We start from the raw sequence: 14,711 nt of genomic DNA, 5'->3' as shown, positions 1-14,711 counted from the left end.
ACAATGAAATTTGCCATCGTATCAAAAGGAGATAATAAATCCAATATTTTAACAGAAAAAATTCGGGCATATCTTGAAGAATTTGAACTGGTTTATGAAGAAAAAGAGCCTGAGATTGTGATAACAGTTGGTGGTGATGGAACATTGCTTCACGCGTTCCATCATTATGTACATCGCATCGACAAAACCGCTTTTGTTGGTGTCCATACCGGTCACCTTGGTTTCTTTGCAGACTGGTTGCCTGAAGAGGTGGAAAAGCTTGTTATACATATCGCAAAAACACCTTTTCAGATTGTTGAATATCCTTTACTCGAAGTTACTGTCCGTTATATTGATGGGTTAGATGAGAAAAGATATCTCGCCGTTAATGAATGTACGGTAAAAAGTGTAGAAGGTTCTCTCGTCATGGATGTTGAGATCAAGGGAGAAAAATTTGAAACGTTCAGAGGTGACGGACTTTGTATTTCAACCCCTTCAGGGAGTACTGCGTATAATAAAGCACTCGGTGGAGCGATCATCCACCCGTCCCTTGCATCTATACAATTATCAGAAATGGCTTCTATAAACAATCGAGTTTTCCGAACGATAGGTTCACCGCTCGTTCTGCCACAGCATCATACGTGTATACTAAAACCCGTAAACGATGTAGATTTCCATATTACGATCGACCATCGATTCTTAGTTCAGAAAAAAGTAAAGTCTATTCAATATCGAGTAGCTGAAGAAAAGATTCGTTTTGCTCGATTTCGTCCTTTTCCATTCTGGAAAAGAGTTAAAGAATCATTCGTCGGAGATTAATATGAATACATTTACTATTACATGGTATGTACAAAATGAAGAAGCTCCCGTTCTTTTACGGGAGTATTTAAAAAAGAAACAGATTTCTAAAGCAGCGCTGACCGATATTAAGTTTCACGGCGGCGCTCTTTTTGTGAACAAAAAAGAAGTGACTGTAAGGACACAACTTCATGGTGGTGACGAGGTCACAGTATGGTTTCCTTCAGAAAAAAAGAGCTCCTCAATGGAAGCGGAGGATATTCCTTTAGATATTATTTATGAAGATCAACATTTTATTGCGGTTCATAAACCTGCTGGTATGCCAACCATTCCATCTCTCTATCAGCCGAAAGGTTCTCTTGCTTCGGCCGTTTTATTTTATTATCATCAACATGATATTCCGGGTACATTTCATGCGGTAAACCGATTGGATAAGGATACTTCAGGGATTGTTTTGATAGCGAAACATCGATTCGCACATTCGCTCATGTCGAGACAACAAAAAGATAAAGTCATAAAGAGAGAATATATTGCTTTTGTTCATGGTGAATTGAAGGATGAAAATGGAACTATTGATCGTCCAATCGCAAGGAACCCAGAGAGTATCATCGAAAGAATGGTAAGTGAAGATGGCCAGCGCTCGATCACTCATTATAAAAGAATAGATTATGTGGAAGAAACAAACTTCACGGTTATCTCCTTACGTTTAGAAACAGGGAGAACTCATCAGATTAGAGTACATATGTCTTCAATCGGCCACCCTTTACTTGGGGATGACATGTATGGAGGTACATTAGAACGGATTGAGCGTCAGGCTTTGCATAGTGAGAAAACTTCGTTCATCCATCCTTTTACAGAGAAACACATCATGTTAGTTGATGATTTGCCTCTAGATATGAAAAGTCTTTGGAAACATCGGTAACGTTCACACAAAAAAGAGGAGTGCTGCCTAAAGGCTGAGCACTCCTTTTTTTAATCGTGGAAAGACCGAAATTTTTCAGGAACATGGGGCATGGTTGACGGGACACTTACCGTCTCCATTTCAGGATATCGAAGCGCGCTTAACTTACCACCGAAAACACATCCTGTATCAATGTTCCAAGTGTTTTGAACATGATGCACTTCTTCGACTGGGGTATGTCCATAAACGATGGTGATTTTTCCTGAGTGTTTTTTTGCCCAATCTCTTCGTACAGGTGTTCCGTCAGGATTTGACTGCCCTGTAATGTCTCCATATAAGACGAAAGTTTTCACTTTGTTATGAAATTGCCCAACATAATCTTCTCGAATGCCAGCGTGAGCAACAACTAACTTACCGTGATCGAGATGCAGATAAAGTGGAGCATTTTCATAAAGGGTACAAAAATGCTTCCTAACTTCTTGTCTTTCATCAGGTGAGAGCGCGTTAAGTTCTGCAACCGTTGTCTCAAGTCCATGTTGAATCTGAACGTTGCGTCCTAAAAAATATCGATACAGCTTGTTGCAATGATTACCTGGTGAGTATAAGGCTAGATTATTTTGTACAAGTTCATAGACATGTTCCATTACTTTTATTGATTCTGGTCCACGATCCATCAAGTCACCTAAAAATACGAGTTTTCGGTTGTCTCTATGTACAGGAAGGTTGTTAGTCCATTCATATTCTAGCCTCGTTAAAAGGTCTTTGTATTCTCTAAAACATCCATGAATGTCACCGATAATATCAAATTTCATATCTATCACCTCACAATCATTAGGATACTTCAAAGACAAAAGAAAAACACCTGATAAATATCAGGTGCTATTCAAACATATATTTAGTGGTCCTCGACCGAACGTTTAGAACGAGACCAAAGGCTATCATGTAAGCGAGAATCGAACTTCCTCCGTAACTGATAAACGGTAAGGGAATACCTGTAATCGGCATTACTTGAATGTTCATACCGATATTCTGGAACACCTGGAAAGTTAGCATGCCAATTACTCCTGCACATAAATAACTTCCAAAAGCTTCATTACTCTCAAGAGCCGTATTGATCATTCTGTAAACCATCAAGAAGAATAGAGAGATAACGATACTTGTTCCGAAGAACCCAAACTCTTCACCAATGATGGAGAAGATAAAATCAGTTTGTGCTTCTGGCAGATAAACTGAACCTTCTGTAAAGCCTTTACCGAAAAGCATTCCACTGCCGATTGCAAGTAGTGCGTTTCTTGTATGATATCCTGCATCTTTGTGTTCATAAGGTTCCAACCAAGCGTAGAAACGATTTAGCTGATATTGATCAAGAATGTGATCCACGAAAAATTGTGGAAAGGTAAAATATATCCAAACTAGGATTGATATGAACAAGATAAAGGAAAGAATAAGGATAACAATTATTCTCCATCTGATTCCTGATACAAGTAAAAGACTTCCGGTGATCGCCATAAATACGAGACTCGTACCTAAGTCAGGCTGCATAAGAACTAAAAGTGTAGGAAAACCAGCGATTAGAGCAATTTTTCCTAGCAATAAAAGGTCTTCATGCAAAGAGCGCACAATATACTTTTCATTATGAGTAGCAATTGTGTTGGCGATCGCAATAACGAGTGCCACTTTTACAAGCTCTGAAGGCTGCAATGCGAAAGGACCGAATCTGTACCAGCTCTGCGCACCATTGATATTTGGAACGATGCTCTCAGGAGCGACTAGAATACCAAGCAGTAATAGGATACCGAATCCATATACGTACCAAGATAATTTTCTAAACTGATCGAAATCTAATACCATAACGCCTACTACAGCGATTCCGCCGATAAAGTACCAAACGAGTTGCTTTATGACGAAGTTGCTGCCGTATTGATCCATCATCTGCGCGCTATAGATGGCAACACAGCTCGTGATGACCATTAAGAACAATAGAAACAAAAGATTGTAATCGAGTTGCTGCCATGGTGACTTGTGGTTATTTTGCATATGGATCGACTCCTTAAAGTAAAACAATAACATGTATTATCTTACCTAAAATCGGTGGGTTTGCAAATCATTTTGAGCATAATCGTTTGACATTTCTTTTTCTGCTTTACTATAGTAAACCAATAATCTAAAGAAACGACGGAGGTTTTATGGAAGAACATGCATCCTTTACTTCATTAGTATTAGTCATTCTTACAGCATTTTTTGTTCCTATTCTGCTAAACAAATTTCGGTTGCGTATAATACCTGTAGTCGTAGCTGAAATTATTGTAGGAATTATTTTAGGGAAGAGCGGTTTTGATGTCGTTCATTCTGAAGCATGGCTTGAGATCTTATCTGTACTTGGCTTTATTTTTTTAATGTTCTTAAGTGGTCTTGAGATTGATTTTAGTATCTTTGCAAGTGAATCTAATTCTAAGAAAAAGAAAGAAAAGAAAGAACCGAATCGACTTGTTGTTTCGAGTATTATCTTTCTCTTCATACTCATTCTGTCGTATGGATTATCTCTTCTATTTGTTTGGGGTGGATTTACAGAGAGTGCCTTCTTTATGACACTTGTAATATCAACGATCTCCCTTGGAGTAGTCGTACCGACATTAAAAGAAGAGAAGCTTTCTAAGACAACGATTGGTCAGATCATCTTACTAGTCGCGGTTATTGCAGATTTAGTAACGATGATCCTACTCGCTCTATTTGTTTCCATGGAATCAGGAGATCCGAGCAGAATGTGGCTTTTACTTATTCTGTTTGCAGCGGGTATTCTTTTGTATTTCATCGGAAAGCAGATGAGGAATCGTTCGTTTTTAGATACGATGTCAAAAGGAACGATACAGTTAGATACCAGAGCTGTTTTCACATTGATTATCGTGTTGGTCGGACTGTCTGAATCCGTCGGGGCTGAGAACATACTAGGAGCTTTCTTAGCAGGTGTTCTTGTTTCACTTCTTTCACCGAATAAACAACTTGTTCATAAACTTGATTCTTTTGGATATGGCTTTTTAATTCCCATCTTTTTCGTAATGGTAGGGGTAGAGCTCGACATTCGCTCCATATTTGCGGATCCTAAAGCATTAGCGCTCATCCCGTTATTATTGATCGCATTGCTTATTTCAAAATTTTTACCTATTTTGTACCTTCGAAAATGGTATGACTGGAAAACGGTAACGGCTGCAGGATTCTTATTAACATCGACACTTTCGTTGGTAATCGCTGCCGCAAAGATCGGGGAACGAATCAATGTTATTGATGCTCGAACATCATCTGCATTGATCTTAACTGCTGTTATTAGCGCCATCATTACACCTATCTTCTTTAAGAAACTGTTTCCTAGAAAAGAGGAAGAAGAAGTCGGGAAAGAACAGCTTGTTTTTGTTGGAGCGAATCAATTTACACTTCCATTAACGACAGAACTCGATCAATCACGGTTTGAATATCGTCTGTATCATACGAAGCAAGAAGAAAAAGATCAAAAACAATTGGATAGCTTTAAAATTCAAGAACTGGATGATTACGAAACATCAACGTTGATCCAGGCAAATGTTTTTGATACAGATATAATTGTATTGGCAACTGGAAGCGATGAGACGAATGAAAGCCTTGCTTTGATCGCAAAAGACGAAGGTGTGGAACGAGTGGTCGCTCGTATAGAGAATCCTTTAAAGAGAGATGCGCTCAAGGACAAAGGGATTGAAGTATATTCTGTATACTTTTCTTCTCAAGTATTGTTAAAAGCTTTAATCGAGAACCCATCAGTAGTGGATATACTTACAACCTCTGATAATAGTCTGAATGAAATTCTCGTTGAAAATAGTGCCTACCACAGAACAGCTTTAAGAAACTTTCCTTTTCTTGGCGATAGCATTATTGTTCGAATCTACCGAGGAAAAGAGTCGATCGTTCCGCATGGTGACACGGAGATTTTGTTAGGAGACAAGATGGTTGTGACGGGCAGTAAGCAACAAGTGTTGCAGATGAGACAAATACTTGGTTAATTTCAAAAAGCACTGGCTTTTAAAGTCAGTGTTTTTTTATTTGCCGTTAAAAGATAAGTCCTAAATTACTAAAAAGATGAGCATGCTAAGCGTAACGTAACGATAAAAAAATAGGGAGTTGAAATGATATGATGCCAGTTGTTCATTGTCCGAAATGCGGAAAAGATCATGATCTAAACCAAGACGTCTTAATCGCTCAGTCGAATCAAAATGTAATCTATCGCTGTGATTCATGCGGTTTTGAAGTGAAAGATATTCAAACTAGTAAAGGTTAATAGTGAAAATCCTCTCTACTTCTGTTATACTAATTAGTACTTGGTACTAATAACAATTACTAATAAATAAAATGAACAGATAGATGGGGAGGATTTTTGATATGTATAAACTTTCATTAGAAAACAAAACGTTTGTTGTAATGGGTGTTGCGAATAAGAGAAGTATTGCTTGGGGAATTGCACAATCTCTTTCAAACGCAGGTGCACGCCTAGTATTTACATATGCAGGGGAAAGATTAGAGAAGAACGTACGAGATCTTGCAGAATCATTAGGAAGAAATGATTCAATCGTCCTTCCATGTGATATTACGAATGATGAAGAAATTAAAAAGACTTTCGCTACGTTAAAAGAAGAAGTTGGCGTGATCCACGGACTTGCTCATTGTATCGCTTTTGCTAATACTGAAGAATTAAAAGGTGAGTATTTAAACACAACGCGTGAAGGCTTCCTTCTTGCTCATAATATTTCTTCATATTCACTCACTGCAGTAGTAAAAGAAGCTCGTCCACTCATGACAGAGGGTGGCAGCATCGTGACGCTAACATATCTTGGTGGAGAAAGAGTGGTTTCGAACTACAACGTTATGGGTGTAGCTAAAGCTTCACTAGACGCAAGTGTGAAATATCTTGCAAGTGACGTAGGTAAAGACGGTATTCGTGTTAACGCCATTTCAGCTGGACCTATACGTACTCTTGCTGCTAAAGGAATCGGTGACTTTAACTCTGTATTGAAAGAGATTGAAGAAAAATCACCACTTCGCAAAGCAAATACGCAGGAAGAAGTCGGAGATGCAGCACTGTTCTTAATGAGTGACTTGGCTCGTGGAATTACAGGTGAGATTCTTCACGTAGACAGTGGTTATAATACGATCGCGCGTTAATAAAAGTAAATAGACAAAACCCCGAATGCTCTCAATGGGATTCGGGGTTTTTTCGTGTCTTGGACTGTATCCTATTCTCATCAGTCCTATTTTTTTGTTGTGGCTGTATCCTATACTCTTCAGCCTAGTGGAGAGTGTAGTGGATTACAGTGCTGATGGCGCGCCGCCGCCGTTGTATTGTGGAACGCAAATGATTCCACAGATGCAACGACAATCTAGTACGATTGTGCGTGTTTCGTTACCAGTTTGACGGTATGAAAAGACTGCACAGCAAGTTTCAGGGTCGAAACTTACAACAGTAAATTCAGTAGTAGGTCCAGGTGATACGCTAAGCGGTTCTTGAGCACCCTTTAGTACAAGCTGAACTACTTGCTGTTGTCCCATAGAACAGAAGTTACCGTTCATTCTAGCGTTAGCAATCTGGTTTAAAAGTTCACACACACAGCCACCGCACTTAGATTTCGTTGTGCCAGCTGTATTGCCATTGCCACAACATGAGCCATTATTAAATAAACTCAATGTATTTCCTCCTTTGAAATAGATACATGTACCTGATTTCTCTCAGTTATCAGGTTACTATACTATATGGATGTTTGTACGAAATGGAATGGGATATTAAACCATTTTTACTTTAAATGGGCATTTGCTAGAGTAGTCCATTTTTGAAAAGAAAGACGTTTGTCCAAACCAATATGAATAAAAAGAATATAGTAAAGTAGGGCTTATCAAGGTGCCCAAAGTGTTAAAGGAGTGTTTAATAACAATGTCAAATTATTTTGGTCCTTACCGTTACCTTTTTGTTCAGCTTTTAGCTACTCAACAATTGATCTCAGAAGTATTTCTTGTTGACTCAAACCAGCCAGCAGGTACACCTGACTTAACAGGTGTAAGAGTGCTAGAAGTTGGGGGAGACTTCGTAGTATTTACACAAGCAGGTTCAGCAGGTGCTACTCGTTCTTACGTTTCATTAGACAAAATTCTATTGGTTGAGCTGTAGATTAAAATGTAACTCCACGCTTAAGCGTGGAGTTATTTAATTTGAAAAGGAGATAGAAATGAGGAAGATTAACCTTCTATTTATTACTAAAGACCGTTCACAGCAGCTCGAACGAAGCAGTTTTTATTTAGAACAAGAACTCGCTAAACTTACTAATCTCATAACATGGCAACATGATGGCGACATTAAATTTATACTAGATCAACTTTCTATTAAACCTGATTTCATTCTTTTAAATGATTATAAACCTGAGTATCGGCCATTTATAAGAGGATTAAAAAATTTGTCGATACCCCATGGCACATTGATGCATGATCTTCATTATAAATTATCAAAAAGAAATGTTTTGATTCACCAAGAAAAACCTGCCCTCATTTTTTGCCATTACCGTGAGGCTTTTAATAGGTGGCTGCCAGACCATATCAATCGGTTTGTTTGGTTTCCACATCATGTGCCTGAACAGATATTCCAACCGTATTCAATACCTAAAGAGACTCCGCTTTTACTAATGGGAGCTACATTTCCACATATCTATCCTTTCCGGCATTTTCTACTTCAACAATTAAAAAGTGATCCTAGGTTTGTGTATTATTCTCACCCAGGCTACGGAATCGCAGGAAAGAGTATAGCTGGTGTAAGGTACGCTACAACCATAAGTAGAGCTAAAATTTTTCTAACTTGTGATTCTATTCATCATTTCCCTCTACTAAAGTATTTTGAAGTACTAGCTTGTGGAACACTTCTTGCTGCTCCAGCTTCAGATGAACTAATAGACTTAGGCTTTATCGATGGTCAAACTTTCGTGGAAATCAATGAAACGAATTTTAAAGAAAAGTTAGACTACTTCTTAAATAACACCTTTCATCGTGAACAAATTATTCAGAACGGCTTACAACTAATACGTCAAAAACATACCACTGAAATTAGAGCTAAAGAAATGGTTCAAACGATTCAACAATTTTTACAAAATAATAGATAGTAAAGAAGGGAGTTCATTCATTGAACATCAAAGTAAGTATAATTATCCCCTTTTTTAATTGTCCTTTTATTGCACAATCCATAGAAAGCGCATTAAATCAAACGTATCAGAATATCGAGGTGATTGTAGTAAATGATGGTTCTACCATGCACAATGATAAAATAATCCCCTATTTAAGTAGAATTACTTATCTTGAAAAAGGAAATGGTGGTACAGCATCAGCATTAAATACAGGTATAAAAAATGCTTCTGGTGATTATTTTGCTTGGCTTAGTTCGGATGATCTCTTTCAGCCAACTAAGATTGAAAAACAGCTTCACTTTATGTTGCAAAACAATGCAATGGCCAGCTATTCAAACTTTTATTTAATTAATAATCAGGGATCCATTGTTTCTCATCCTCAAGGTATAGGTTTTTCAAATCAAGTTCAATTTTTAAAACGAATGCGAAGAGGGTGTGTGATAAACGGATGTACGGTTATGTTAAATATGAATGTGTTCAAACAGTTTGGTCTATTCGACGAAAGTTTACTTTACACACAGGATTATGATTTTTGGCTGCGGATCTTGCCACATTTTCATTTTTATTATTTTCCAGATGCACTTGTTCATTATAGAGTGCATGAGAATATGGGTACAAAAAGACATAAGACAGAGATTCGTAAAGAACTTCAAACAACAATTCAACGGCATTTAACAAAAATAAATGCTTTAGTAAAGTCTGTTCTTTAAAAGAATAAAAGTAAATTAAAAAGGCCGCTATTTTTGCGGCATTTTTAATTTAATATTTTCATAAATTCATTTGCATACGTATCTAAATCAAATAAAGACAAATGATTTAGTGCATGTTTAACAATGTTATTTCTAAGCTCAAGATTATCTATTAATTCAATTCCCTGTATAACGGCTGACCCAATGTTTTCATTCATGTAGAATTTCCCAGTCGTATTATGGGTGATAAACGCCTTTACGCCATCTGAATCTGAAGTGAGAACCGGACATTTACAGCTCATCGCCTCTACAACAGCATAACCAAAACCTTCTACTTTAGATGTAGATAATAAAAATCCCCCACTATCTCCAATGATTGAAAGATAGTCCGCCATTTGTTTATGAGGAATATTGGCATGAACGACTACAGAGTTTGTTAGTTTATATCTGTTTAACAATTTATTAAATCGTGCTTTCTCATGGTGATTTCCAAGGGTATCATCAATAAACATCCAAAATTTTGCGTTAGGTTTCTGCTTTATGAAACGCATAGCAAACATAAGATATTCATCCCAGTTTTTATTTAGCTCTAATCTTCCAATCCAGCCAATGATTGGGTAAGGCGTACGAGTAATTGAACGATATCCAAATTCTTTACTATCAAAACAGTTGTGAAAACAATATTTTGGAGTGGAGGGATAAAGAGTATCCATTAATCTCATTAAGTGTGATGTTTTTGGATATAGGATGCCATTTGAATAATTTACCACAAACGGTACCGCTTGTGTTAAAATTTTTTCCGCAGTTTTCACACTACCTAATCCTTGAATTTCATAGATTAATTTTCCTTTGTAACCAAGATCACGAATTCTTTTTAGCATATACATGTCAGAGCTAACAAAGATGGCATCAAAGTTTTTGGATAGAATTTTCTTAATCTCAGCATCGGCATTCGTGACATACGTAGGTATTGAAGATATATTCTGCATGCCGGTTCCATTTTGTAAATAAAGTAAGTGACATTCAATATCATATTTTTGTAGTGCTTTACAGCGTTGACGGTTTAGGGTTTCCATTCCGCCGCTCGGTAAATAAAAGACAAAGAGAATTTTTGATTTTGTCATTTGATAGCTCCTTTTTACCTTATAAGCCATCATATGAACATCCTTGAAAGTTGTTAAATAAGGTAGGTTAAATAGCCGCCTTTTTTTTATGAAACGGGTAGAGGTCTAGTCCACATCGGGAACACAATCATAGTTTAATATAAAGAATTAATTTTAATATGGAAGGAGAGTTTCGTTGAAAATAGTAACTATTCTTGGAACACGTCCAGAGATCATACGGCTAAGTTTGATCATCAAAAAACTAGATCAATTAGCGGATAAACATGTATTAATTCACACAGGACAGAATTTCACACCATCATTAAACGATGTGTTTTTCCAAGAGTTTCAACTCAGAAAGCCAGACTATATTTTAATGAAACAACAATTTTCTTTCGGAAATCAAATTGCACATCTGTTTTCAGAGTTAGAAAGAATATTGTTACACGAGAAGCCTGATAAAGTTTTGGTTCTAGGTGACACGAACAGTGCTCTTTCTTCTATCGTTACAGAAAGATTGAACATACCGGTCGTTCACATGGAAGCGGGTAACAGATGTTTTGACCTCAATGTACCAGAAGAGAAAAACAGAAAAGTAATCGACGCCATCTCTACCTTTAATCTGCCGTATACCAAATACAGCCGAGAGAACTTAATAAGAGAAGGTGTTCCTGTGAACAGAATCATGGTTTCAGGTAACCCGATCTATGAAGTGTTAACTCAATTTAAAGAACAGATTGATAATAGCAGAATTCTAGAAAAGTTAAATGTTTCAAAAGGAAAGTATATGTTGGTCACAGCCCATCGTGCTGAGAACGTGGACAATCAGGTTCATTTAAATGAAATATTAACAGGTCTAAATTTAGTTGCTGAACATTTTAAAATGCCAATCATCTGTTCTATTCACCCACGCACGAAATCAAGGATCCTAGAGAGCAGTACGTTACAGATGCATCCGTTCGTACAATTTCATGAACCCTTTGGATTTTTTGACTTTGTGAAGTTAGAAAAGCACGCATTTTGTGCTCTAACAGATAGCGGGACCGTTCAGGAGGAATGCTGTTTGTTCCAAGTGCCAACCGTAACGATGAGAAATAGTACCGAACGGCCAGAAACCGTCGAGTGCGGCAGCAATTGTGTATCTGGTGTTTCAGCAAAACAAATTTTAGCTTCGGTAAAAGTAATGACAAAGCAGAAGAAACCATGGTCCATTCCAGAAGGCTATGGAGATCTAGATGTTTCAGATCGAGTTGTAAAGTTTATTTTAGGAGGAAATAGTATTGTTTAATAAAAGAATTCTAATTACGGGGGGCACGGGATCTTGGGGTCATGAGCTAGTTAAACAGCTTTTGCCAAAAGAACCAAAAGAAATCATCGTCCTCTCACGTAATGAAGCAAGTCAAGTAGCGATGCAAAGACAGTTTGATTATAATCCCAAGCTCACATTTATGATTGGGGATATTAGAGACAAAGATTCTTTGATGAGAGCGAGTGAAGGTATTGACTATATCTATCATCTTGCAGCATTAAAGCATGTACCAATCTGTGAGCTCCAGCCTTATGAAGCATTAAAGAGCAATATTCAAGGAACACAAAACGTAATCGAAACCGCTATTCATCATAAGGTAACAAAAGTAATTTATATATCAACTGACAAAGCAGCGAATCCTTCTAATCTTTACGGAATGACCAAAGCAATCGGTGAAAAATTAATCATTCATGCAAACCTTTTAAGTAAGCATACACGCTTTGTCTGCGTAAGAGGCGGTAATGTTTTAGGCACGAATGGTAGCGTTATTCATGTTTTTAAAAGTCAGATTAAGAACAAAGGTCAAGTGGGCATTACTGACTTTGAAATGACACGTTTCTTCTTAACATTAGAAGAAGCGATCAGTCTATTATTTAAAGCCACTTATGAAAGTGTAGGCGGTGAGATCTTTGTTATGAAGATGCCTACATGCAAGATTACAGATCTAGCACAAGTTCTTATTGATGCTTCAGGGGAAAAAGGGGTAAAGATGATCGAACTTGGAAAACGTCCAGGAGAGAAGCTTCATGAGATCCTTTTATCCGAATACGAAAGTGCAACAACCGTTCTCTTTGATAACGAATATTTCGTTATTCTTCCGACTATTGATATTGAAGGATTGAATCAGCACTATGCTTCTTACAAAAAAGTAGAGCTTGAAAGCTATAGTTCTGAGACTGATCTAATGACGAAAGAAGAGATTCATAAGATGCTTGTTGAAGGTGGATTTCTGTCTTGAAGATCATGATTTTAGGAGCGAATGGGATGGCTGGTCATATGATCGCCTCCTATTTCAAAACAAAGACAACACATGAGCTCCTTCTGACTTCTAGAGATGGGACAGAGGGCCATATTCAGCTTGATGCTACGAATCTAACTCAAATTGCTGAAGTTGTGCAGCATCACAAGCCAGATCTAATCATTAACTGCATCGGTCTTTTAAATGAGTATGCTGCCATCCATCAAAGAGAAGCAATCCTGGTTAATAGCTTACTTCCACATGAGTTAGTTAAACAGCTAAATGTGTACGGAGGAAAACTGATTCACATAAGTACAGATTGTGTGTTCAGTGGACACCAAGGCAACTACAACGAGGAATCTGTACCAGATGGACTCACGATGTATGCTAAAACAAAACAGCTTGGAGAAATAAGAACACAACCACATCTAACGATTCGAACTTCCATTATTGGTCCTGAGTTAAAGAATGGTATCGGTCTATTTCATTGGTTTATACAACAAAAAGGAACCATCAAAGGTTTTACGCATGTGAAATGGAACGGTGTTACAACGTTAGAACTAGCTAAATTTATTGATCATACCATCGATAATCCGATAACAGGTCTTTACCACCTAACAGCTCCAGAAGTTCTTTCAAAATATAAACTTTTAAAGATTATCAAGGATATCTTTCAAAAGGATGACGTTGATATTATTCCGCATACCGAGCCACGATTAGATCGAACACTCTATAACACGAGGTTAGATTCTGTATTTAAAGTGGCAACTTACGAAAAACAGGTGCAAGATTTAAAAGATTGGTTGAAATGAAAAAAAGAATCGTAATTACGGGTGCAGCAGGATTTACGGGAATTCATGCATGTCAGCACTTTGCAAATAAAGGGTATGAAGTGATAGGGATCTCAAGGAGTTATCTGTCTAACATAAAGGTGCGTTCAGTAACATGTGATCTTTTAGACAAAGAAAAAGTGAACGAGATCTTTAAAACCTATAAACCTGACTTCTGTCTGCATTTGGCCGGTGAGAATTCTGTACCTCGGTCATGGGATCATCCTGCATCAACGATTGAAGCTAACGTACTAGGTACCCTTTATTTGCTGGAGGCTATACGTAAAGCGGTTCCATCGTGCCGCACAGTTATTGTCAGCTCAGCCCTCTCAGGAACAGATCATCCTTATGGAGTGAGTAAAAAATATCAAGAAGACCTTGTAAGGGACTGGGCGCATCTATTTGATCTTCAGCTTATGGTAGCAAAACCATGTAATTTGATCGGACCAGGCAGATCACCTGGTTTCGTTTCTTTTTTAGCAAACCGTATTATTCAGATGGAGAAGTTTGAGGATAAAAGTGCTATTAGCATCAGTCACCTTGAAAACGAGCGAGAGTTCCTAGATGTAAGAGATGCAATATCTGCTTATGAAATCTTAATGAAGTTGGGATCAATAAATATGACCTACGAAATTGGTTCAGAAAATATGACTACATTGCAAGAGGTTGCGGATATCTTTCAAACACATACGAAAGAAAAACTTACTTTTATAGAGACCAACACAGCTCCAGACAAGAGACCTCATCTCATGAATTCAAAGCTTATACGAGAACTTTATTGGCAAAAAAGCTATCCTATAGAAATTTCAATTAAACAAATCCTCTCTTACTATAGATTCAATTCGTAATGTATAGTTCCTAAACTAAATAAAGCGCCCCTGTGTTTTGATATGCTCCCCTTTAGGTAGACAGATGAAATAAAAAATCTGTTTATCTTAAGGGGAGTTTTTTTATGGGGTATTC

16 protein-coding genes are annotated in these 14,711 nt (G+C 37.4%); 12 read left to right on the top strand and 4 right to left on the bottom strand.

Annotated features, from left to right (window positions below; genetic code table 11):
- Window positions 1-3: 3 nt before the first annotated feature.
- Together H9648_RS16155 and H9648_RS16150 are read left to right on the top strand one after the other, a co-directional pair.
- Window positions 4-798, top strand: coding sequence for an NAD kinase (locus H9648_RS16155; protein WP_191754855.1), 795 nt, complete (start codon window positions 4-6; stop codon window positions 796-798).
- 1 nt (window position 799) lies between these two features.
- Entirely contained in the window at window positions 800-1,699 is a 900-nt protein-coding gene (locus tag H9648_RS16150) for an RluA family pseudouridine synthase (protein ID WP_191754854.1), read from the top strand.
- A gap of 50 nt (window positions 1,700-1,749) precedes the next feature.
- Here H9648_RS16150 and prpE read toward each other — a convergent pair whose 3' ends face one another.
- Both prpE and H9648_RS16140 read right to left on the bottom strand, forming a co-directional pair.
- Window positions 1,750-2,490 (bottom strand): bis(5'-nucleosyl)-tetraphosphatase PrpE, encoded by a 741-nt coding sequence (gene prpE / locus H9648_RS16145; RefSeq protein ID WP_191754853.1) that lies wholly within the window; start codon window positions 2,488-2,490, stop codon window positions 1,750-1,752.
- Between the two features lie 67 nt (window positions 2,491-2,557).
- The gene (locus H9648_RS16140) at window positions 2,558-3,715 is read right to left on the bottom strand and encodes an FtsW/RodA/SpoVE family cell cycle protein (RefSeq protein ID WP_137789844.1); all 1,158 of its coding nucleotides are present in this window, start codon (window positions 3,713-3,715) and stop codon (window positions 2,558-2,560) included.
- A gap of 149 nt (window positions 3,716-3,864) precedes the next feature.
- Here H9648_RS16140 and H9648_RS16135 point away from each other — a divergent pair, with 149 nt between their 5' ends.
- The 3 genes from H9648_RS16135 (at window position 3,865) to fabI (ending at window position 6,862) form a co-directional block, all read left to right on the top strand.
- Window positions 3,865-5,706, top strand: a complete 1,842-nt coding sequence (locus H9648_RS16135) for a monovalent cation:proton antiporter family protein (RefSeq protein ID WP_191754852.1) — start codon at window positions 3,865-3,867, stop codon at window positions 5,704-5,706.
- Between the two features lie 128 nt (window positions 5,707-5,834).
- The gene (locus H9648_RS16130) at window positions 5,835-5,981 is read left to right on the top strand and encodes a hypothetical protein (protein ID WP_191754851.1); all 147 of its coding nucleotides are present in this window, start codon (window positions 5,835-5,837) and stop codon (window positions 5,979-5,981) included.
- A gap of 101 nt (window positions 5,982-6,082) precedes the next feature.
- Complete coding sequence (gene fabI, locus H9648_RS16125; RefSeq protein ID WP_191754850.1) at window positions 6,083-6,862, top strand: enoyl-ACP reductase FabI; 780 nt, start codon at window positions 6,083-6,085, stop codon at window positions 6,860-6,862.
- A 144-nt stretch (window positions 6,863-7,006) separates the two neighbouring features.
- On the opposite strand, the gene H9648_RS16120 is transcribed toward fabI, so the two are convergent.
- A complete protein-coding gene (locus H9648_RS16120) occupies window positions 7,007-7,381 on the bottom strand; it encodes a hypothetical protein (protein ID WP_191754849.1) in 375 nt (124 codons plus the stop codon).
- 244 nt (window positions 7,382-7,625) lie between these two features.
- Between H9648_RS16120 and H9648_RS16115 the strand changes: the two genes are divergently transcribed.
- The 3 genes from H9648_RS16115 to H9648_RS16105 are packed head-to-tail and all read left to right on the top strand — an operon-like array spanning window position 7,626 to window position 9,569.
- Complete coding sequence (locus H9648_RS16115) at window positions 7,626-7,859, top strand: hypothetical protein (protein WP_191754848.1); 234 nt, start codon at window positions 7,626-7,628, stop codon at window positions 7,857-7,859.
- Between the two features lie 58 nt (window positions 7,860-7,917).
- Window positions 7,918-8,838 (top strand): glycosyltransferase, encoded by a 921-nt coding sequence (locus H9648_RS16110; protein ID WP_191754847.1) that lies wholly within the window; start codon window positions 7,918-7,920, stop codon window positions 8,836-8,838.
- 20 nt (window positions 8,839-8,858) lie between these two features.
- Window positions 8,859-9,569 (top strand): glycosyltransferase, encoded by a 711-nt coding sequence (locus H9648_RS16105; RefSeq protein WP_191754846.1) that lies wholly within the window; start codon window positions 8,859-8,861, stop codon window positions 9,567-9,569.
- A 44-nt stretch (window positions 9,570-9,613) separates the two neighbouring features.
- Here H9648_RS16105 and H9648_RS16100 read toward each other — a convergent pair whose 3' ends face one another.
- The gene (locus H9648_RS16100) at window positions 9,614-10,672 is read right to left on the bottom strand and encodes a glycosyltransferase family 4 protein (RefSeq protein WP_191754845.1); all 1,059 of its coding nucleotides are present in this window, start codon (window positions 10,670-10,672) and stop codon (window positions 9,614-9,616) included.
- Between the two features lie 175 nt (window positions 10,673-10,847).
- Here H9648_RS16100 and wecB point away from each other — a divergent pair, with 175 nt between their 5' ends.
- From wecB to H9648_RS16080, 4 genes are read left to right on the top strand one after another with little or no spacing between them, the layout of a single operon-like run.
- A complete protein-coding gene (gene wecB, locus H9648_RS16095; RefSeq protein ID WP_191754844.1) occupies window positions 10,848-11,939 on the top strand; it encodes a non-hydrolyzing UDP-N-acetylglucosamine 2-epimerase in 1,092 nt (363 codons plus the stop codon).
- Entirely contained in the window at window positions 11,932-12,918 is a 987-nt protein-coding gene (locus H9648_RS16090; RefSeq protein ID WP_191754843.1) for a polysaccharide biosynthesis protein, read from the top strand. The genes wecB and H9648_RS16090 overlap by 8 nt, the downstream gene beginning before the upstream one ends.
- A 5-nt stretch (window positions 12,919-12,923) precedes the next feature.
- On the top strand, window positions 12,924-13,730 hold the full coding sequence (locus tag H9648_RS16085; protein ID WP_318243552.1) for a dTDP-4-dehydrorhamnose reductase family protein: 807 nt from the start codon (window positions 12,924-12,926) through the stop codon (window positions 13,728-13,730).
- Complete coding sequence (locus H9648_RS16080) at window positions 13,727-14,596, top strand: NAD-dependent epimerase/dehydratase family protein (RefSeq protein ID WP_191754841.1); 870 nt, start codon at window positions 13,727-13,729, stop codon at window positions 14,594-14,596. Before H9648_RS16085 ends, H9648_RS16080 begins: the two co-directional genes overlap by 4 nt.
- The last annotated feature ends 115 nt before the right edge of the window (window positions 14,597-14,711 follow it).

The organism is Fictibacillus norfolkensis (genome assembly GCF_014836645.1).
GTDB lineage: Bacteria > Bacillota > Bacilli > Bacillales > Fictibacillaceae > Fictibacillus > Fictibacillus norfolkensis.
Note: the sequence above shows the minus strand (reverse complement) of the source record. Positions and strands in the feature narration are given on the sequence as shown.